The organism is Mesorhizobium sp. P2_B11 (assembly GCF_056404855.1).
The window spans coordinates 11594-32439 of record NZ_JBFUDF010000001.1 but is presented as its reverse complement, the minus strand read 5'-3'; the positions used below and the strand labels follow the sequence as shown (position 1 = coordinate 32439).

17 protein-coding genes are annotated in these 20846 nt (G+C 63.6%); 2 read left to right on the top strand and 15 right to left on the bottom strand.

The window, feature by feature from the left end:
* Nucleotides 1–378: 378 nt before the first annotated feature.
* On the bottom strand, nucleotides 379–1257 hold the full coding sequence (locus tag AC1DYJ_RS00130; protein WP_477425891.1) for a hypothetical protein: 879 nt from the start codon (nucleotides 1255–1257) through the stop codon (nucleotides 379–381).
* Nucleotides 1258–1790: 533 nt separating this feature from the next.
* On the opposite strand from AC1DYJ_RS00130, the gene AC1DYJ_RS00125 reads away from it, so the two are divergent.
* Both AC1DYJ_RS00125 and AC1DYJ_RS00120 read left to right on the top strand, forming a co-directional pair.
* Nucleotides 1791–2933 carry an amidohydrolase gene (locus AC1DYJ_RS00125; RefSeq protein WP_477278880.1) on the top strand — a complete coding sequence of 381 codons (1143 nt, stop codon included), beginning with the start codon at nucleotides 1791–1793 and terminating at the stop codon, nucleotides 2931–2933.
* 124 nt (nucleotides 2934–3057) lie between these two features.
* Nucleotides 3058–4404, top strand: a complete 1347-nt coding sequence (locus AC1DYJ_RS00120; protein WP_477280184.1) for an NAD(P)/FAD-dependent oxidoreductase — start codon at nucleotides 3058–3060, stop codon at nucleotides 4402–4404.
* Between the two features lie 13 nt (nucleotides 4405–4417).
* On the opposite strand, the gene AC1DYJ_RS00115 is transcribed toward AC1DYJ_RS00120, so the two are convergent.
* From AC1DYJ_RS00115 to puuE, 14 genes are all read right to left on the bottom strand, one after another.
* On the bottom strand, nucleotides 4418–5842 hold the full coding sequence (locus AC1DYJ_RS00115) for a S8 family serine peptidase (protein WP_477278878.1): 1425 nt from the start codon (nucleotides 5840–5842) through the stop codon (nucleotides 4418–4420).
* Nucleotides 5832–6500 carry an anti-sigma factor gene (locus AC1DYJ_RS00110; RefSeq protein WP_477280183.1) on the bottom strand — a complete coding sequence of 223 codons (669 nt, stop codon included), beginning with the start codon at nucleotides 6498–6500 and terminating at the stop codon, nucleotides 5832–5834. Before AC1DYJ_RS00110 ends, AC1DYJ_RS00115 begins: the two co-directional genes overlap by 11 nt.
* Before the next feature lie 14 nt (nucleotides 6501–6514).
* Nucleotides 6515–7081, bottom strand: coding sequence for a sigma-70 family RNA polymerase sigma factor (locus AC1DYJ_RS00105; RefSeq protein ID WP_477278876.1), 567 nt, complete (start codon nucleotides 7079–7081; stop codon nucleotides 6515–6517).
* Nucleotides 7082–7361: 280 nt separating this feature from the next.
* Nucleotides 7362–8201: an alkaline phosphatase family protein gene (locus AC1DYJ_RS00100; RefSeq protein WP_477278874.1), complete on the bottom strand. Its 840-nt coding sequence runs from the start codon at nucleotides 8199–8201 to the stop codon at nucleotides 7362–7364.
* Nucleotides 8202–8294: 93 nt separating this feature from the next.
* Entirely contained in the window at nucleotides 8295–9884 is a 1590-nt protein-coding gene (locus tag AC1DYJ_RS00095; protein WP_477278872.1) for an ABC transporter substrate-binding protein, read from the bottom strand.
* A gap of 106 nt (nucleotides 9885–9990) precedes the next feature.
* A complete protein-coding gene (locus AC1DYJ_RS00090) occupies nucleotides 9991–11646 on the bottom strand; it encodes an ABC transporter ATP-binding protein (RefSeq protein WP_477278870.1) in 1656 nt (551 codons plus the stop codon).
* A complete protein-coding gene (locus AC1DYJ_RS00085; protein WP_477278868.1) occupies nucleotides 11646–12470 on the bottom strand; it encodes an ABC transporter permease in 825 nt (274 codons plus the stop codon). The genes AC1DYJ_RS00090 and AC1DYJ_RS00085 overlap by 1 nt, the downstream gene beginning before the upstream one ends.
* A 10-nt stretch (nucleotides 12471–12480) precedes the next feature.
* Nucleotides 12481–13440, bottom strand: a complete 960-nt coding sequence (locus tag AC1DYJ_RS00080) for an ABC transporter permease (RefSeq protein WP_477278866.1) — start codon at nucleotides 13438–13440, stop codon at nucleotides 12481–12483.
* A gap of 16 nt (nucleotides 13441–13456) precedes the next feature.
* Nucleotides 13457–15043 (bottom strand): ABC transporter substrate-binding protein, encoded by a 1587-nt coding sequence (locus AC1DYJ_RS00075; protein WP_477278864.1) that lies wholly within the window; start codon nucleotides 15041–15043, stop codon nucleotides 13457–13459.
* Nucleotides 15044–15197: 154 nt separating this feature from the next.
* Nucleotides 15198–17183 carry a CocE/NonD family hydrolase gene (locus tag AC1DYJ_RS00070; protein WP_477278862.1) on the bottom strand — a complete coding sequence of 662 codons (1986 nt, stop codon included), beginning with the start codon at nucleotides 17181–17183 and terminating at the stop codon, nucleotides 15198–15200.
* 96 nt (nucleotides 17184–17279) lie between these two features.
* Nucleotides 17280–17873 (bottom strand): nucleoside deaminase, encoded by a 594-nt coding sequence (locus AC1DYJ_RS00065; RefSeq protein WP_477278860.1) that lies wholly within the window; start codon nucleotides 17871–17873, stop codon nucleotides 17280–17282.
* 7 nt (nucleotides 17874–17880) lie between these two features.
* Nucleotides 17881–18381 (bottom strand): ureidoglycolate lyase, encoded by a 501-nt coding sequence (locus AC1DYJ_RS00060; RefSeq protein WP_477278858.1) that lies wholly within the window; start codon nucleotides 18379–18381, stop codon nucleotides 17881–17883.
* The gene (locus AC1DYJ_RS00055) at nucleotides 18378–19235 is read right to left on the bottom strand and encodes a bifunctional allantoicase/(S)-ureidoglycine aminohydrolase (RefSeq protein ID WP_477278856.1); all 858 of its coding nucleotides are present in this window, start codon (nucleotides 19233–19235) and stop codon (nucleotides 18378–18380) included. Before AC1DYJ_RS00055 ends, AC1DYJ_RS00060 begins: the two co-directional genes overlap by 4 nt.
* A 26-nt stretch (nucleotides 19236–19261) precedes the next feature.
* Nucleotides 19262–20680, bottom strand: a complete 1419-nt coding sequence (gene puuE / locus AC1DYJ_RS00050) for an allantoinase PuuE (RefSeq protein WP_477278854.1) — start codon at nucleotides 20678–20680, stop codon at nucleotides 19262–19264.
* Between the last annotated feature and the right edge of the window lie 166 nt (nucleotides 20681–20846).

Genomic DNA, 20846 nt, shown 5'->3' with positions numbered 1-20846 from the left:
TGCGGCTAGGATCCGCCGCAGCGGCAGACGGGTTGCCGGTACCTGTCGATACGCCTCCGCTTGCGCTGCCCACATTGCCGCCAGCATCAATGCCTACGCCGAGCGCCCCATTGCCCGTGCCGACCGATGCTCCAACGCTTGTTCCGCCTACACCGTCGACGCTCGCACCGACCCCGACAGAGACGCCTTGTCGACCGGCGCTCACTCCAGCACCGACCCCGAGACCGCCGACCTTACCGCCAGCACCCACGTCGAGGGCCGAGGCAGGTCCAGCGGCCACACCGACAATCATTGCGGCTGCCACATATCTGTACATTGCGGGATTCCCCCTGCGGCATCGGTTTGGGCTCACCCCATCTGCGCTCTTTGTTTTCACGATCAGGGGCCCTGCGGGGTGGGGAGCAACGCATCGGGGAGGGTGATGGTCGTCGCCGCCAGCACCCGTTTTGATGATTTTTGAACCTTCTTGTTTTTCTCCTGCAATGCCGGTTGACGTGCCGGTTGGCTTGCAAGTGGACCTGCCGCGAACCGCGCTTCGATCGCTTGCTTGCTACGCGCGGTGCGACGCACACCTTGCGCTTTGACGAGATCGATCGCCTTACGCGCGGCGCTGAGGTTGATGGCCATGCCGATGACCTTTTCGCGCGCCTGCTCCAAGGCGGCGCTCAGCTCGGCAGAAATCTGCTTGGCCGCGTCGCGTTCCTGGCGGGCACCGTCGAGATCACGCGCGGCTGACTCCGCCCGCGCGCGTTCCAGTCTCAATGCGTCGTTAACCTGCTCCAAAGCGGCCTCGGCCACCTGTCGGCCCTTCGCGGCATCGGCCAGTTCGACCGCAGCCAATTCTGCGCTTTTCTTGTTGGCGTCGCTGGCTTGGCGGGCCATGGCGAGTTCGTGTTCGGAGAGCTCAGCCCTGTGCAGCTCCTCATCAAGCGCCCGGTTCGCCTGGGTCAGGGAAACTGCCATGGAATGGCGCGCTTCATCCGAGAGATTGGCTTTGGCTTGCAAGCCTTTGATGACGCGGCGCGCCGCTTCCAGATCGAGTGTGAGGGCTTCGTCTCGTTGGTTCGCCTCCTTCAAGGCCTGTGCCTGCTCGGCCGCAGTGTCAGCAGCTATACGCGCCTGCTCGCTGGCGTTGCGTTCGGCGCGCCGCATCAAGTCCAGTTGCGCTTTTGCCGCCGCCAGTTCGCCGTGCGCCGCATCGAGCTTCTGCTGCATTTCGGCGCCATCGTTGGCCGGAGAGATCAGCCAGAGCAGCAATATGCATATGGGAATGGCGCTCCATCTCCAGTGGCGCATGCTAAAGTGGACCCAGCCCGGGCGCGTGTTGCCTTGGAACTCTGAAGGTGATCTACCTCTGAACATCAATGGCGCTACCCTCGCTGCTAGTTATTCTCACCAAACTCATGAGCACACCATTGCGGCTGTGCTTGCAGTGAGCAATTTCAGCATGCCAGTTCACCTCGTATAGACCCAATTTTACCGAGGGGAAACTTGCACCATTTGAGATTGTTCCCAATGTGTGCACCAAGTACCTAATAGGGCTTAGGCATCGTCTCCATAAGGAGTAACATCACGGGACTTTCACAGTGCGATCTCGCCGCGGAGGGCGACGTCCGTGGAATACAGATAGGAAGGTCGGCGCGAGACGCGTTAAAGCCGCGATAGATCGCAGCCGGTCGCCGGAGCGCCGATCTGGGATCAAGACCCAACAGTCTCGACGCCCGCGACGCCTTCTTGGGGTGGTTTTTCTGTGCGATGGTCGAAGGCGTGACAGAAGGATTTCGCGGATCATGTACGACGAGATCATCGCGTGGCGGCGTGATCTGCACGCGCATCCCGAACTCCAGTATGAGCTGCCACGCACCTCGTCATTCGTAGCCGACAAGCTGAGGGCGTTTGGCTGCGACAGCGTCACCGAGGGCGTCGGCATCAGCGGTGTCGTCGGCGTCATCTCGGGAAAAAGCCGGTCCTCCGGCAGAGTGATCGGGTTGCGCGCCGACATGGACGCGCTGCCGATCGAGGAAGCGACCGGCCTGCCCTACGCGTCGCGGGTTGCCGGCAGGATGCATGCGTGCGGGCATGATGGACACACGGCGGTGCTGCTGGGCGCGGCGAAGGCGCTCGCGGAGACGCGCAATTTCGACGGCACGGCGGTGCTGATCTTTCAGCCGGCGGAAGAGGGCGGCGCCGGCGCCAAAGCCATGTGCGACGACGGGCTGATGAGCCGCTGGAGCATCGAGAAAGTGTTCGCCCTGCACAATGAGCCGGGCATGCCGATCGGCCATTTCGGCACCCGCACCGGGCCGTTCGGCGCTGCCGTGGCCAGCTTTCGCATCGCAATAGAAGGCAAGAGCGCTCACGCAGCCAGTCCTCAGGCGGGCGTCGATACGCTGCTTCCCGCAGCCAACATCCTGATCGCCCTGCAGACCATCATCGCGCGTAACGTCCATCCGCTGAAGAGCGGGGTCATAAACATCGGCTCGCTGAATGGCGGCGTTTCGGGAGCGGTGGTCCCGCAATCGACGCTGATGCGCGGCACCGCGCGCTGGTTCGAGCCTGAGGTCCGGGACAGGATGCAGCAGCGCATCATCGAGATATCTGAGGGCATCGCTGTGTCCTACGGGGCGGCCGCGACGGTCAAGTTCAAGAACCTCTATCCAGTGGTCGTGAACCACCCGGCCGAGACCGTGTTGGCCGTGGCTGTCGCGCGCGACATCATGGCAGCCGTCGACGCCGAGCATCCACAGCTCATGGGGTCCGAGGATTTCGCGTTCATGCTTGAAGAGCGGCCGGGCAACATCGCGCTCATCGGCAATGGCGACACCGCCGGCCTGCATGACGCCTCGTATGATTTCAACGACGCGGCAATCCCTTATGGCGTCTCGTACTGGACGCGCCTGGTCGAGACCGCTCTGCCGATAGACTCCGCATAGAGGCCTTGCGGAGGTTCAGAGCTTGCCGTCGTGGGACAACGGTCTTCCTGGACCTGTCCTTGATTTGGCTTCTACAGGGTGTCAACCAGTAAGCCAGAGCCGGACCAGCCCACAGGTGCGCCACTTGCCGACATTCCCGTTCTCCGAAGCGGATCCAATCCAGCATCCTGGTCCGCCGCCGAAGGCGTCGGAGGTGGTCATTGTCGGTGGCGGCGTTATCGGCGTGACGACAGCGCTTTTCCTGGCGCAGCGCAACATCCCGGTGACGCTGCTGGAAAAGGGACGCGTTGCGGCAGAGCAGTCGTCCCGTAACTGGGGCTGGATCAGAAAGCAGGGACGAGACGCCGACGAGTTGCCCATCGTCATCGAGGCCATTCGCCTGTGGCGGCAACTGACTGAGGAATGCGGCGAAGACATCGGGCTGACCCAGGCGGGCGTGACCTATCTGGCCGAGACCGACAAGGACATGGCCGGCTTCGAAGCGTTCATGAAGATCGCCGCGAGCCACGATCTCGACACGCGTCTCCTGGACGGTGGCGAAACCGCGAAACTCATCAAAGGGATGTCTCGCACATTCAAGGGCGCGATGACGACGCCGTCCGACATGCGTGCCGAGCCCTGGCTGGCGGTGCCGGCACTTGCCCGGCTTGCCGTGCGAAAAGGCGTCAAGATCGTCGAGAATTGCGCGGCGCGCACCCTCGATATCTCGGCCGGCAAGGTCAAGGGCGTGTGGACCGAGGCGGGATATATCGAGGCCCCCAGCGTACTGGTCGCGGGCGGCGCCTGGTCATCCCTGTTCCTGAGAAGACACGGCGTCTCCATTCCCCAGCTCAGCGTCAGGGTAACCGTGGCCGCAACCGAGCCCATGCCTGAAATCTATCCAGGTGCGGCAGCCGACGACCACATCGCCTTCAGGCGCCGGCAGGATGGCGGCTACACGCTCGCTGCAGGCGGCAGCAGTCTGCTTTACCTGGGGCCGGACGCATTCCGGCACGCCACCAAATATCTTCCCGCCGTCAGGGCCAACCCGCTGGGAACACGCTACTTTCCGTTCGCGCCGTCAGGCTATCCCGATGCCTGGTCGACGCCGCGCGATTGGGCACCGGATTCCATAAGTCCTTTCGAGAGAATGCGGGTGCTCAACCCCTCCCCTGAACCTGCCGGTCTGCGCTCGATAGAGCGCAATTTCGGAGGCCTTTTTCCGCAGGTTGGGACAGTCCGCCTGAAGGCCAGCTGGGGCGGCATGATCGACGCCATGCCTGACGTCGTCCCCGTTGTGGATCGGGCAGAGGCAATCGGCGGCCTGTTCGTCGCGACGGGAATGAGCGGCCACGGCTTCGGCATCGGGCCTGGCATCGGCCGCGTGGTTGCCGACCTGATCCAGGGAAACGAGACCGGACACGACCTCAGCCGCTTCCGGCTATCGCGCTTTTATGATGGCAGCCCTGTCCGGTTGGGTCCGGCTCTCTGACCTGGTCGCAGGCTCACTTCGCCGCTTCGGCCGCCTTGATGTCCAGCAGCCCGTAGCCGAAATCCTTGTCGCGGCCTTTCGGGCCGAGATCCCGGGCGGTGGCGGCCAGCGCCTTTTCGATGTCGTCGGCCGAGCGCTCGGGTGCGGCGTGGATCAGATTGGCGATGGCGCCGGACACGATCGCGGCGGCAAACGAGGTGCCGGTGACCACGTCCGAGCCGGCACCGCTCGGCGCCACCATCTCGACGCCGGGCGCCGAGATGAAGACGTACGCGCCGCGATTGGCCTGCGGCATCAGTCCGTCCTTGGCGTCGGTGGCGGTCACCGCGATGACGCCGGGATAGGCGGCCGGGTAGCCGTACGGCGCTTTCGGCCCATTGTTGCCGGCCGCCGCAACCAGGATGATGCCGAGCCCGCGCGCATTGCGGCAGGCGCTGGCGAGCAAATCGTTCTTGGGGCCGACGAAGCTCATGTTGATGATGCTGACATTCTGCTCGGCCGCCCAGTCGAGCGCCGACAGGATGACGTCCATGGTCGACCTGCCGTCCTCGAAGGCCCGCGCATGATAGATCCTCGCCCCCGGCGCCATGCCTTCGAGCGCGCCGACACCGGCGATCAGCCCGTCGACCGAGGTGCCATGGTCGCGCTTTTCGACCGGCACTTCGGGCATGGCGTCGAACTGGTCGGCAATGACGCCGGCCAGCGCCGGATTGGTGTCGTCGATGCCGGTGTCGATGACGGCGACGCGCACGTTCTCGCCGCTGGCCTGCTTGTTGTCGAGCTGGATGCGATCGAAGGCATAGTTGACGATGCCGGCTGCCTGTTGCAGCGAATAGACATGGTTCGGCTCGCGCCGCAGGGTGCGGCCATCGGCGGCCAGCTGCGCCAGCACGGTGCCGACCGGGCGGCCATCGGGGATGCCAAAGCGCACCAGCGTGGTGCCGAGCAGCCGCGACTGGCGCTGCGAGCGCACTTGCAGGCCAAAGGAGGCGGCGATCTGCTGGACGGCGCCGGCGTCGCCATCGACGGTCACCAGCACCTCGTCGGGCACGAAATCGCCGGCGATGGCACGCCGCGGCGCGGTCGCGACAAGATCGGTCGGCGAAACGATGGGGCCGCCGGCCGGCGGTCCGGCCTGGGTGTCGGCAGGCGGTGCTGACGGCCGTGGCGTCGGCACCGGCGCCGCGGTCGCGGGCGGATTGGGAAACAGGTCAACAATCAGGGCCGGGAGGACAACAGCGCCCTGGCCGCCGCCCGCTCCGCCATTCGCCCCCTTGTCGTCCTTGGGGCAGTCGGTTGCCGCCGCACCAGTCGTGTCGGTGCAGTCAACTTTTGTCCGGCCGGCATTGGGATCGTTGGTCTGCGCTAAAGCGGGCACGGCGGCGATTGTCATCGCCGCCGCCAGGACTGCAAATCGAATGACCGCCTTAGCTGCCATCAACCGGTTTCCTTCCCTCGATCACAGTCTCAGCGAAAGGCTGGGCGGCAATAAGGCCGAGCAACTTGGCGTAATCTGCTCCGGTCTTGGCCGGGATGGCAATGTGGAAGACGCCCGAGGCGGTCGGCCCGCCAGCGATCTTCAGTCCGTTCTGGTCGAGGAAGACGGCGATATCGGACATCTTCGCCTCCGGCTTGAACTTGACCAGCGCGAACGGCAGCTTCGCCAGATTGTCCTCGGTGCCGGCAATCTCAAAATCATTGCCCTTGCCGCCGGTGTGCACATAGGACTGCACCACGATCAGCGCCAGCAACACTGCGGCTGCCGCCCAGGCGACACCGACCGGCACCGCCATGAAACGATCGAGCGCTTGCGCCAGCCAGGAGCGGCCTGCCGGCGCGCGTGCCGGTCCGGCCTCGGCGTCGAGCGCCTTGGCAAAGCGGCTGAGCGCATCGGCCGGCGGCCGGATCGCTTCGTTGGCGGCGGTGGTGCCGGAGAATTCGGCCTCGGCTTCGTTAAGCGCCGCCATCGCGGCCGGATCGGTCGCCAGCCATTCCTCGACGGCTTCGAGGTCAGAACCTTCCAGCGAGCCGTTCAGATAGAATGGCAGCAGCGTTTCCATTTCGTCGCGGCGCGACATTTTTTCAGCGGCGCTCATATCTTCAGGATTGCTCATGGCCACCCCCTGTCGTAACCGGCGGCCTTGAGGGCTTCGCCGAGTTTCTTGCGGGCGTAAAACATACGGGTCTTGACGGTGGCGACCGGGATGTTGAGCACCTCGCCGATCTCTGTCACCGATTGTCCGTGGTAATAGGCAAGGTCGATCACCGAGCGGTGTTCTTCCGGCAAGGCATCGACGAAGCGCCGCAAGGCGGCGCCCTTGTCTTCCTTCATGGTGGCGACTTCGGGCGTGTCGGCGCTGTCGGGAATCTGCGCCGCATCGTCGTCGTCGATCCAGTCTTCCTTTTTCTTGCGCAGCATCGACAGCGCCTTGAAACGGGCGATGCCGAGCAGCCAGGTCGAGACTTCCGAGCGCCCTTCGAAGCCGGGCGCCTGGCGCCACAGCTCAAGAAAGACCTCGTTTGCGATATCGTCGGCCATCATTTCCGATCCCGTCTGGCGCGCCACGAAGCGGTAGACCCGCGCGTGATGACGCATGAACAGCAGCCGAACAGCGGCACGGTCGCCCTTCGCGACCCGGTCGACAAGCGCGCGATCAGTCTCTGTCGCTGCCGTCATGGCCGGTCGAGCCGCCTGGCTCCTGTCTGCTCTGTCGCCGATCGGTCCAAAAAGGTTCATCCTTCCGCCAAGGAATTTTCCGGAAGCTAACCGAAGAGAGGGAGTGTTGCCAGTGGTGCACCTTTTTCCCTTCTCCCCCTGTGGGAGAAGGTGGATCGGCGCGCAGCGCCGAGACGGTTGAGGGGTGTTCCAGTGGAATGAGGCGTCGGCGTTCCCTGGAACACCCCTCATCCGACCTCGCTTCGCGAGGCCACCTTCCCTCACAAGGGGGGAAGGGAAACTAAGTCAAAAACGGCTTCGCCTTCATCGTCTCCGGCACCGGCACACCCAGCCGCTTCAGCACCGTCGGCGCCAGCTGCAATTGATCGAGCAGCGTGTCCGCCTCAGGCCCCTTGCCTTGCCCGAAATAATACAGCGCGAAATCCTGCATTTCATCGTCATGGCCGCCATGATGGCCGCGGTCGGTCTGGCCGTGGTCGGCGGTGACGATCACCTCGTAGCCGGCCTGCCGCCAGAGGGGCAGGAAGGCGGCAAGCATGCCGTCCATCGCATAGCAGGCATGGTCCATTTCGTGGCAATCATGACCAAAGCGATGGCCCATCGAATCGAGCGTGCAGGTGTGCAGGATGCCGTAGTCGATACCATGGCGCCGGGTCAGCATGGTCAGCGTCGCAAACAGGTCGACATCGCTCGGCGTCATCTGGTTTTTCAGATTGTAGCCGGTCATGCTGTGGAAGCGGCCATGCGTGATCGGACCGTCCGGCTCGTCATATTCCAGGTCTTCGACCAGGTCGAACGGATAGGAGCGGAAGAATTCCGACCAGTAGGAGTGCGTCACCGCGCCGGTCTTGCCGCCGGCCCTGCTGACCTCGGAGAAGATGTCCGGCTTGTTGACCAGGAAACGGTTCTCGTTGGACAGGATGCCATGCTCCTGCGGCGACACCCCGGTGTGGATCGAGGCGTAGCAGCAGGCCGAGGTCGACGGCAGCACCGAGCGCATCTTCCACACTTGCGCCTCGCCCGACTGCACCCAGCCTTCGAGATTGCCCATCAATCGGCGCCAGTTCCGGTAAGGCACGCCATCGAGGACGATGAGGAGGAGCTTGGTCTTGAGCGCCATGGGAATTCCGCTTGGGTTAAGCCGTGATATCAAAGCGCCGCGCACCCTGGGGTGCACGGCGCTTTCTGTTATGAAACAACAGGCAGGATTTGGCTACGCCGTCAGCCAGCAGGCGCCGAGCGCGTAGCCGTCCATCATCTCGCCATTGGGGTTCTTGACCCAGCCGGCAATCTTGCTGGTGGCGGCCGCGTCGATGAACTGATTGAAGAACGGCACGATCAGCCCGCCCTCGTCGCGCATCAGCACCGCCATGTCGTGGTAGATCGCCTTGCGCTTGGCCTGGTCGAGTTCGGCCCGCGCCGTGAGCAGCATCTTGTCGAACGCCGGCTGCTTGAAGCGCGTATCGTTCCAGTCGGCGGTCGAGACATAGCCGGTGGAATACATCTGGTCCTGCGTCGGACGTCCGCCCCAATAGGACAGCGAGAAAGGCTGCTTGTTCCACACTTCCGACCAGTAGCCGTCGCCAGGCTCCCGCTTGATCTCGATCTTGATGCCGGCCTTGGCGCAGGACTGCTGGTAGAGTTGGGCCGCGTCGACCGCGCCCGGGAAAGCGACGTCCGAGGTGCGCAGCAGGATCGAGCCGCCATGACCCGATTTCTTGTAGGCGGCGGCCGCCTTTTCCGGATCGAACTTGCGCTGCTCGATATCGGCCGAGAACAGCGGATAGGCCTCGTTGATCGGGAAGTCGTTGCCGACCGAGCCGTAGCCGCGCAGGATCTTCTCCAGCAATTCGTCGCGGTCCATGGCGAGCTTCAGCGCCATCCTGAGGTCGTTGTTGTCGAAGGGCGCGGTGTCGCAGAACATGTTGAACGGGTAGTAGCCGCGGCCCGACACGTTCTCGATGGTGACGCCCGGAATGCGCTTGACCAGGTCGACCACTTTCGGCTCGACGCGGTTGATCAGCTGCACCTGCCCGCCCTGAAGTGCTGCCAGCCTGGCCGTCGCGTCATTGATGACGACGATCTCGATCTGGTCGGCATGGCCAAGCTTGTCGCCTTGCCAGTAATTGGCGAAGCGTTCGCCGCCATGGCGCACGCCAGGCTGGTTGACGGTGACCTTGTAAGGACCGGCGCTGATGCCGGCATTCGGGTTGTCCTTGCCGCCATTCGGCTGGATGACGAGGTGGTAGTCGGCCATCAGATAGGGGAAGTCGGCATCGGCGTCGGCGAGTGTGACGACCACTTCCTTGCCGCTCGGCTTGATCGCCTTGATGTTCTTCAGGACGCCGAGCGCACCCGACTTCGACTTCTCGTCGGCGTGGCGTTCAAGCGTGGCGGCGACGTCTTCCGCAGTGACGGTCTTGCCATTGTGGAACTCGATGCCGTCGCGCACCTTGATGGTCCAGGTCTTGGCGTCGGCCGAAGCGCCGATCTCTTCGGCGATCAGATTCTCGACGCCGCCTTCCGGCGTCAGGCGGACGAGGAATTCGCCCCACTGCTTGCCGAAATTGTAGGTGACCTGGCTGAGGTTCAGCGCCGGGTCGAGGCTGTTGGTGGATTCGCCGCCCTGCAGGCCGGCCTTGATGATGCCGCCCTTGACCGGCGTCTGCGCGAAAGCCTTGCCGGCCAGCGTTGGCAGAAGGGCCGCCGACACGCCAAGTGCTGCGGCACGGCCAAGGAAGTCGCGGCGCGAGATCCGGCCCTTGCCGGCGAGCTCGGAGAGATGGTCGAGTTCGTTCTTCATTTTTCTACCCCTGTTCCAGTGAAAACAAATTCGGCGCGAGCCGTGTTCGCTCGCGCCGATCTATTCCGCTCCGCATTGCAGCCGGATGACGGCCGCGCTGTTTATCTCAGTTGCCCGCGCTTGCCATGCGCCGTCCCTTGATCGCCTTTTCCAGCCAGCCGATCTCCATCTCGGGAACGGAGGACAGGAGCAGGTCGGTATAGGCGTCGAAAGGCGGCGTCAGCACCTTGCTCTTGGCGCCATAGCGCACCACCTCGCCGCGATACATCACCGCGATCGAATCGGCGATCGACTTCACCGTCGCCAGATCATGGGTGATGAAGAGGTAAGCGACCTTCTCGTGCTGCTGCAGGTTGAGCAGCAGCTTGAGGATGCCGTTGGCCACCAGCGGGTCGAGCGCCGATGTCACCTCGTCGCAGATGATCAGCTTCGGCTTGGCGGCAAGCGAACGGGCGATGCAGACACGCTGCTTCTGGCCGCCGGACAACTCGGCCGGATAGCGGTCGAGGAAACCCTTGCCCATCTCGATCTCGTCGAGCAGTTCGGCGACGCGCTTGTCGCGCTCGCGGCCGCGTATGCCGAAATAGAACTCCAGCGGCCGGCCGATGATGGTGCCGACGGTCTGGCGCGGGTTCATCGCCACGTCGGCCATCTGGTAGATCATCTGCAATTGCCGCAGATCCTCCTTCGGCCGGTCGGCGAGCCTGTTGGCCAGCGGCCTGCCGTCGAAGGTGACGGTGCCCTCCTCGGGCGGCAAGAGCCCGGTGATGGCGCGCGCCAGCGTCGACTTGCCGGAGCCGGATTCGCCGACGACGGCCAGCGTCTGGCCCGGATAGATGTCGACCGAGACGTTCTTCAGCACCTTGACGCTGCCGCCGGCATAGGCGGCGGTGACGTTCTTGACCGACAGGAACGGTGTTGCGCCGGGCTTCTGCTCGGCATGCTCGATCTCATGCACCGAGACCAGCGCATTGGTGTATTCTTGGCGCGGCTCCTTGATGATCTGGCGGGTGCCGCCCCATTCGACCAGCCTGCCATGGCGCAGCACCATGATCTCGTCAGAGACCTGGGCGACGACGGCAAGGTCGTGGGTGATGTAGAGCGCCGCGACATGGGTGTCGCGGATGGCGTCCTTGATCGCCGCCAGCACGTCGATCTGCGTCGTCACGTCGAGCGCGGTGGTCGGCTCGTCAAAGACGATCAAATCGGGTTCCGAGCACAGCGCCATCGCCGTCATCACGCGCTGCAGCTGGCCGCCGGAGACCTGGTGCGGGAAGCGTTCGCCGATGGTTTCGGGATTCGGCAGGCTAAGCTTCTTGAACAGCGCCACGGCGCGTTTCTCGGCCTCGGCCCGCGTCGCCGTGCCGTGCAGCAGCGTGGCTTCGACCACCTGGTCCATCAGCTTGTGCGCCGGGTTGAAGGCGGCGGCCGCCGATTGCGCGACATAACAGACCTCGCGGCCGCGCAATTTGCGGAAACCTTCCTTGCCGCCCTTGAGGATATCGCGGCCGTTGAGGAGCACCTCGCCGCCGGTGATGCGGACGCCGCCGCGGCCATAGCCCATCGATGACAGGCCGATGGTCGACTTGCCGGCGCCGGACTCGCCGATCAGGCCGAGCACCTTGCCCTTTTCCAGCGTCAGCGAGACATCGTGCACGAGCACGATGTTCTTCGGCGCCTCGCCGGGCGGAAACACTGTCGCTTCGATGCGCAAATTGCGGATATCGAGCAGCAGGCCGGGCTTTCCTTTTGTGTCGGCCATCACCCGCGTCCTCCCTTCAGGCTTGTCGTGCGGTTGAGGATCCAGTCGGCGACCAGATTGACCGAAATTGCCAGTGCGGCGATTGCCGCCGCCGGAATGAGCGCGGCGCCGATGCCGAAGACGATGCCGTCCTTGTTTTCCTTGACCATGCCGCCCCAGTCGGCGTCCGGCGGTTGCACGCCAAGGCCGAGGAAGGACAGCGTCGACAGGAACAGCACGGCGTAGATGAAACGCAGGCCGAGTTCGGAGACCAGCGGCGACAGCGCATTGGGCAGGATCTCACGGAAGATGATCCAGCCGCTGCCTTCGCCGCGCAGCTTTGCCGCTTCGACATAGTCCATGACGTTGATGTCGACGGCGACTGCGCGCGACAGGCGGTAGACGCGGGTCGAGTCGAGGACTCCCATCACCAGGATCAGCGTCACCAGATTGGTCGGCAGCACCGAGAGCACGACGAGCGCCATGATCAGCGTCGGGATCGACATCAAGAGATCGACGAGGCGCGACAAAAGCGTGTCGAACCAGCCGCCGAACACCGCCGCCGAAAAGCCGAGAATGGCGCCGAGCGAGAATGACAGCGCGGTGGCCAGCACCGCGATGAACAGTGTGATGCGGGCGCCGTAGATCATGCGCGACAACAGATCACGGCCGAGATTGTCGGTGCCCAGCAGATGCGCCGCCGTCATCGGTTCCCAGACGTCGCCGACGATCTCGGCATTGCTGTAAGGGGCGATCAACGGTGCGAACACCGCAGCCAGCACGAACATCGCCGTCAATACGATGCCGATCAGCGCGGGGATGGGGATGCGTTTGATATCGAGCATGCCCGCCCCCCTATTTCGGATGTCTGAGGCGCGGATTGGCGACGATCGCCCCGATGTCCGCAATGATGTTCAGGCTGATATAGACGGCGGCGAAGACCAGGCCGACCGCCTGCACCACCGGCACGTCGCGCTTGGTGACGTGATCGACCAGATACTGCCCCATGCCGGGATAGACGAAGATCACCTCGACCACGACGACGCCGACGATGAGATAGGCGAGGTTGAGCATGACGACATTGATGATCGGCGCGATGGCGTTGGGGAAGGCATGTTTGCGGATGACGTTGAAGGCCGACAGGCCTTTTAGTTCGGCCGTCTCGACATAGGCCGACTGCATGACGTTGAGGATGGCCGCGCGGGTCATGCGCATCATGTGGGCAAGAACAACCAGCGTCAGCGCGGTGGCCGGCAGGGCGATCGCCTGCATGCGTTCGCCGAACGGCATGCCGTCATAGACCGTCGAGATCGCCGGGAACCATTGATATTTGACGGCAAAGAAGAAGACGAGCACGTAGCCGATGAAGAACTCCGGGAAGGACGTGGAGGCGAGCGCCAGTCCGGAAATGAGCTTGTCGACCCAGCCATTGCGGTAACGCACCGCGATCAGACCGAGGATGATGGCCAGCGGAACGGCCACGACCGCCGCCCAGAAGGCCAGGAACAACGTGTTCCACAGCCGCCCCTTGATCGAGGTCGCGATATCCTGGCCGCTCGACATCGCGGTGCCGAGATCGCCGGTGAGCACACCGCCGAGCCAGTGGAAATACCTGATGTAAGCCGGCTGATTGAGGCCGAGCTGCTCGCGCAGATTGGCGAGCGACTCCGGCGTCGCCGACTGTCCGAGAATGGCTTGCGCGACGTCGCCGGGCAGGATTTGCGTACCGGCGAAGATAAGGACCGAAACGGCCAACAGGAGGACGATGCCCAGCGCAATGCGCTGGGCAATTAGTTTCAAGATGGGTGAGGACATATCCGCAAAGCCGGGCTCAAGCTTCGAGCCAGCACTTCGCCAGTGCGTAGCCGTTCATCAGCTCCTGATGCGGATCGTCGACCCAGCCGCCGACCTTGGCGCCGGTTGCATCGATGAACTGGTTGAACATCGGCAGGATCAGGCCGCCCTCGTCGCGCACCATGACGGCCATGTCGTGGTACATCGCCTTGCGCTTGGCCTCGTCGAGCTCGGCGCGTGCGGCAAGCACCATCTTGTCGAAGTCCGGACGCTTGAAACGGGTGTCGTTCCAGTCGGCGGTCGACAGATAGGCTGTCGAGTACATCTGGTCCTGGGTCGAGCGGCCGCCCCAGTAGGAGGCGCAGAAGGGCTGCTTGTTCCAGACCTCGTTCCAGTAGCCGTCGCCGGGCTCGCGCTTGATCTCGAGCGTGATGCCGGCCTTGGCCGCGCTCTGCTGGTAGAGCTGTGCGGCATCGACGGCGCCGGGGAAGGCGACATCCGATGTGCGCAGCAGCACGGAGCCGTCATGGCCCGACTTCTTGAAGTGGAACTTGGCCTTGTCGGGATCGTATTTGCGCTGTTCGATCTCGGTGAACAGCGGGTAGGAAGCATTGATGGGGAAGTCGTTGCCGAGCGAGCCGTAGCCGCGCAGGATCTTGTCCAGCATCTCTTCGCGGTCGATCGCCAGCTTCAACGCCATGCGCAAATCGGCGTTGTCGAAGGGCGCGGTGTTGCAGTGCATGATAAAGACGTAGTGGCCGGGACCGGCATGGTTGCGGATGGTGACGCCCGGAAGGCGCTTGATCAGGTCGACGATCTTCGGCTCGACGCGGTTGATCATATTGACCTGGCCGCCCTGCAGGGCCGCCGTGCGCGCCGTCGCATCGTTGATAACGACGACTTCGATCTGGTCGGCATGGCCCATCTTGTCGCCCTGCCAGTAATTGGCGAAGCGCTCGCCGACATGGCGCACGCCGGGCTCGTTGGTCTTGACCACGTACGGGCCGGCCGAGATGCCGGCGTCGGGCTTGTCCTTGCCGCCATTGGGCTGGACGATCAGGTGATAGTCGCTGAGCAGATAGGGAAGGTCGGCGTTGGCCTCCTTCAGCGTCAGCACCACTTCCTTGCCACTGGCCTTGATGCTTTCGATGCCCTTCATGTAGCCGAGCGCGCCCGACTTCGACTTTTCGTCCGAATGGCGCTCGAGCGTTGCGGCGACGTCTTCGGCGGTGACGGTCTTGCCGTTGTGGAACTCGACGCCGTCGCGGATCTTCAGCGTCCACACCTTGGCGTCGTCCGACGAGCCAATTTCTTCGGCGATGCGGTTCTCGAGCTTGCCCTCGGGCGACAGCTCGACGATCATTTCGCCCCAGCACTTGCCGAAGGCGAACGGCACCTGCGTCATCATCAACGCCGGGTCGAGGCTGTTGGTGGATTCACCGCCGACCAGGCCGGCCTTCAGCGTGCCGCCCTTGACCGGGCCTTCGGCGCGAGCCGCGCTCGACAGCAGCATATTGGCGAAGGGTGCGGTGACACCGAGTGCTGCGGCGCGACCGAGAAAATCACGACGGCTCAGCTTGCCGGACGCAACGCGCCGGCTCAGATATTCGAGTTCGTTAGACATTTGAGTTCCTCACTCTGTTGGTTCGACCTTGTGGTCGTTTTTTGTTTGTTGTTACCAAAGAGATATTGACCGAAGGGCAAAGCCATAAGCAAGACCGAATGCGACATGCCGTGGCGTAAATCGCACGTCGCAACTGGACCAGTCGGATCTGCGCTCAGAGCAGATCGCGTGGAATCGTCTCTTCGAAATCGCGCTCGAAAACCAGCCTTTCGCCCTCATAGGCTTCGATTCTGGCACTGACGATGAAGTTTTGCGCGTCGCAGCGCATTTCGGCCGATGTCTCGGTGCGCACCGACCATTCATTTCGCGACAGGGTCTGCGTCCAGTGGGTTTTTCCCGAGGCTGACAGCGGGTCGTCGGGATGGATCGTCCAGCTCTCGCGGGCAATGCTGCCATTGGCCAGTCCATGCGCAAGATCGCACACCGCGCCGAAATCGTCCGTGATGGACAGCGTGACGATGCCGGTCTTCTCGTCGCGATCGACATGACGCTCGGAATTGGCCGCACGAACCGTCTCGGTTGCCCAGGGCGTGGCGCCCTCAGGGGCCTGGAATGAGGCCTCGTCGCCTTCCGCCAGCGGGCGTAGCGGCAGACTCAAAGTCGCCGCCGAGAGGTCAAGCCGCACGGGCTCCGGCGACGGCCAGATCATCGGCCAGTAGGCATTCGAAACGGCAATGCGCAGGCGGTGTCCGGCTGGCACGCGGTAGGCGCATTGGTCGAGCACGACACGTGCCGAAACAGTCTCGCCCGGCACCAGGGCTTGCGGGAATTCGTGCGAGTCGCGATGGGTGAGATTGAACACGCCGTAGGAGATCAGCTCCGAGGCGCCGTCCGGGTGCACGTCGCACAGCCGCACCGCGATGTTGGCCTGTGGCCGATCTGACGACACCCGGATCAGAAGCTCCGGCGCGCCGACGATGTCGATGGCCTCGGCAAGCACAGGCTGGTCAAAGCAGACCGACAGCGCATCGTCGGGACGCTGATCGCCCGGCAGTTCCGGACCGAAGGTGAAGGGAAAATACTCGCCGCCGGCAAGGCCGCAGCTTTGCGGTGTTGCCACGATCGCCGGCCTGGCGCCGGCAGCGATGAGTTCGATCGCCTCAACCTTGATGTTGGGTGACGGCCATTCCTGCTCGGCCACCCAGCGGCCCGGCCGCTCGGGATGCCAGCGCGCCGGACGCACGCTGTCCATCACATAGGCGCGATAGTCCGGATCGGCCTCGACGCCAGTCTCAGTGCCTTTCAACCAGCGATCCCACCAGCGCAGCGCCTCCTGCAGGAAGCCGATGGCGGGTTTTGGCCCGGCATAGTGCGGGTATTTGTGGATCCACGGCCCGACAATTCCCTTTACCGGCGCCTGAATGTTGGTGACGAGGTGCGAGATCGTGTTGCGGTAACCGTCATGCCAGCCACCGATCGACAGCACCGCGGCCATCACGGCGGAAAAGTCCTCGCAGATCGAACCACGCTTCCAATAGGCGTCGCGGTGCTGATGGCTGAGCCATAGCGGCAGAAGGAAGGACTGGTTCTCCAGCCGCGTCAGCCACAAATCGCGCCAGCGGTTGTCGCCGGCAATCAGCGGATCCGGCGGCCGCGACGAGTAGGACAGCATGGTCGAGGCCCAGCCGAAATTCTCGGTCAAAAGGCAGCCGCCCTTGTAGTGGATGTCGTCCGCATAACGGTCGACCGTCGAGCACAGGCTGATGACAGCCTTCAGCGCCGGCGGCTGTTTGGCCGCCACCTGCAGGCAGTTGAAGCCGCCCCAGGAGATGCCCATCATGCCGACGCTGCCATTGCACCAGGGCTGTGCCGCGGCCCAGGCGATGACGTCGCAAGCGTCCTGCAGTTCCTGCTCGGAATATTCGTCGTCCATCAGCCCTTCGGAATCGCCATTGCCGCGCATGTCGACGCGGATCGAGGCGTAGCCGTGGCCGGCGAAATAGGGATGCGTCAGCTGATCGCGAAAGATGGTGCCGTCACGCTTGCGATAGGGCAGGTGTTCGAGGATCGCCGGCACCGGATCGTCACCCGCATCTTCCGGCATCCACACCCGCGCCGACAGCCGGCAACCGTCCGGCATGACGATGCCCATATCCGGAAACTCGACGATTTTGCGGGGAAATTCGGTGACGGTTTTCATGGGCTGGCATAACGCCCCGCCAGCCCGCGACTTTCAATCGCCATTCGCGACTGGAGCAGTGGAAATTGCGACCTGGCCGCAGCCCCCTTCGCGACCTCAGTTCAACGGAATGTCGTTCTCGGCCTTGCTCTCCTGATAGACACCGGAAAGCGCGTCGTAACGCCCCGAAATCTTGCCGATCCGCGCCTCCAGCCGGCTACGCTCAGCCTCAGGCAGCGCGCGCACCAGCCTGCGGATGGAAAAGCTCTTCCAGTAGGCGTTCTCGGCGGCGTAACCGCCGGGATCGAGGGTGAAGACCTCTTTCAGGATCTTCAGATCGTGCGGAATGGCAAAACTGTCCCGCGAATCCTCATGGCTGAACAAATAGTAGAAATTGTCGAAGCCGGTCCAGGTGATCGCCGACAGGCAGAGCGAACACGGCTCATGCGTGGCGATGAAGATGGCGTCTTTGGTATCGACCCGCTCCGCTCTGGGCATTTCATAAAACCGCTTCAGGCAGTGCACTTCGCCATGCCAGAGCGGGTTTTCCATCTCGTTGTTGGTCTCGGCCAGCACCAGCGAGCGATCCTCTTTCCGCAGGATCGCGGCGCCGAACAGCTTGTTGCCATGGGCAACACCCTCGGCCGTCTTGGGTACGATGTCGTGCTCGATGACGTCGAGCAGGCGGTCGATCAGCGATATGTCGGTCATTTTTTACTCAGGTCTCGTCGGGAAGATGGATCTCGTAGGGATGCGAGAAGTGGAATTCTTCGAGGTTGGAGCCGTCGCCGCCACGGTCGACAATGACGAAATCCTGGGCTTCACCAAGCGGCGTCAGCACGCCATGCCAGAGATTGCGCGGATAATTGATGCCCTGGCCGGGTGCGGTGATGAAGGCGTGCGGCTCGCCGGGTCCATCCTTGTCGTCATGGCAGACGACGACCAGGAAAGGCCGCGGTGACAGCGGGATGAAGGCCTGGCTGCCGAACGGGTGGCGCTCGACCATGGTCAGCTTCAGCGGCAGTTCGTAAGGCGTGCCGCGCGCCATCGAGATCAGCACGCGGGCATTCGGTCCCGCGGCTTCAGCGGTGGCGAGATCATGGTAGCGCTCGGTCCTGCCGCCATTGATCGGGTAGTGATTGTCGCCGCCCATGTCGATGACGTCGCCGAAGCCGGCAAAGCTTTCGCGGGTCAGCGGCCGCGCGACGATACGGGTCACCGCGCGCGACCGCCAATGCCCGCCCCGCCGAGCTTGGCGTGCCGGTTGACATCCTTGTAGAGCAGATAGCGGAATTTGCCGGGGCCGCCGGCATAGCAGGCCTGCGGGCAGAAGGCGCGCAGCCACATGAAGTCGCCGGCCTCGACCTCGACCCAGTCCTGGTTGAGGCGGTAGACCGCCTTGCCTTCCAAGACATAGAGCCCGTGCTCCATGACATGGGTCTCGGCGAACGGAATGACGGCGCCGGGCTCGAGCGTGACGATGGTGACATGCATGTCGTGGCGCATGTCGGCCGGGTCGACGAAACGGGTCGTCGCCCAGCGGCCCTCGGTGCCGGGCATCGGCGTCGGCGCGACCTGCTGGTCGCTTGAGAAGAAAGCCTCCGGCACGTCGATGCCGTCGACGGGCTCATAAGCCTTCCTGATCCAGTGGAAGCGCACGGCGTCGCGAGCTTCGTTGCGTACTGTCCAGCCGCTGGCCGGCGGCAGGAAGGCAAAGCCGCCGGCTTGAAGCACGTGTTTCTTGCCGGCGAGCGAAACGGTCAACTCGCCCTCGACCACGAACAGCACGCCCTCGGCGCCAGCGTCCAGCTCCGGCCGGTCGCTGCCGCCGCCAGGCAGAACCTCGACGATGTACTGCGAAAATGTCTCGGCGAAGCCCGACAGCGGCCTTGCGATGATCCAGGCCCTGGTCTTGTCCCAGAACGGCAGCGGGCTGGTGACGATGTCCTGCATCACACCTTTGGGGATGACTGCATAGGCCTCGGTGAAGACGGCGCGACCTGTCAAAAGCTCATTTTGGCCGGGATGGCCGCCATGCGGCGCGTAATAGGTTTTCTGGTCAGTCTTGATCATATCCATGGGGTCCTGACCCTCAGTCATTAGAGCGGGAGCATGTCTTTCAGGCGGAGCAGCGCGATGCGCTCGACCTGTCTGCAGGCGGTATCGAGCTCGACGCCACGGCTGTTGCCGATGCGCGCCTCGAACTCGGCGAGGATTTCCTCCTTGGTCTTGCCCCGCACCGCGATGATGAAGGGAAAGCCGAAGGTGGTGACGTAAGCGGCGTTGAGTTTTGAAAACAGCTCGCGCTCCTTGTCGGTCAGCGCGTCGAGGCCGGCGGAGGCCTGTTCCCTCGTCGATTCCGCCGTCAGGCGTTTGGCCTTGGCCAGTTTGCCGGCGAGATCCGGATGGGCGTTGAGCACGCCGAGCCGCTCGGTCTCGCTGGCGGCGCGGAAGACGCGGCAGAGCGCATTGTGCAGACCGCCGGCGCTGTCATGCGCAGGCCCAAGCTCCAGCTCAAAGGCGCGCTCGGCAATCCACGGCGAATGTTCGAAGACGCCGCCGAAGGCGTGAACGAAGGTCTCGAACTCCATCGTCGATGGCTTGAGCGCCGGCGGCTGGTAGGGATGGTGTTCCTGCCAGTGCCTGGCGATGTCGATGCGCCGCGCCAGCCAAACCTTGTCGTGCGATTTTACATAATCGACGAAGCGCTTCAGCGCCGCCACCCGGCCGGGACGTCCGACCAGCCGGCAATGCAGGCCGATGTTCATCATGCGTGGCCGCCCGGCCTTGCCCTCGGCATAGAGCGTGTCGAAACTGTCTTTCAGATAGGCAAAGAACTGATCGCCCGAATTGAAACCTTGCGGCGTGGCGAAGCGCATGTCGTTGGCGTCGAGCGTGTAGGGGATGACGAGTTGCGTGCCGCCGGCGTGCTCGAACCAGTAGGGCAGTTCATCGTCATAGGTGTCCGAGACATAGTCGAAGCCACCCTCTTCGGCGACCAGCCGCACCGTGTTGACCGAGGTGCGGCCGGTGTACCAGCCGGTCGGGCGCTGGCCCGTCACTTCGTAATGCAGCTTGATCGCGGCTTCGAGGTCGCGGCGCTCATCCTCGACGCTGTGGTCGCGGTAGTCGATCCATTTCAGCCCGTGCGAGGCCATTTCCCAGCCAGCGTCCTGCATCGCCGCCACCTGGTCGGGCGAGCGGGCGAGGGCCGAGGCGACGCCGTAACAGGTCACAGGCACGTCAGCCTCGCTGAACAGGCGCAACAGCCGCCAGAAACCGGCCCGCGCGCCATATTCGTAGATCGATTCCATGTTCCAGTGGCGCTGGCCGACCCAGGGCGCGGCGCCGACAATTTCCGACAAGAAGGCTTCGGAGGCCTTGTCGCCGTGCAGCACGCAGTTCTCGCCGCCTTCCTCGTAATTGACGACGAACTGCACCGCGACATGCGCGCCGCCGGGCCATTTCGGATCCGGCGGATTGGCTCCATAGCCGCGCATGTCTCTGCTGTATCGCATTGCCCCTCCCTGCCGGACACCGCCGGAAGTTGTAATCAGGATAGTCGAAAGGGCTGCCTGCGCATTCCCCCGAAATTTTTGAAAGTGTTTTTGTGCCGCTCCGCTCGACCGGGACTTATGCATCGCCTTTAATTGGCGCACAATTCATTGCTTTGTTCGACTGTAC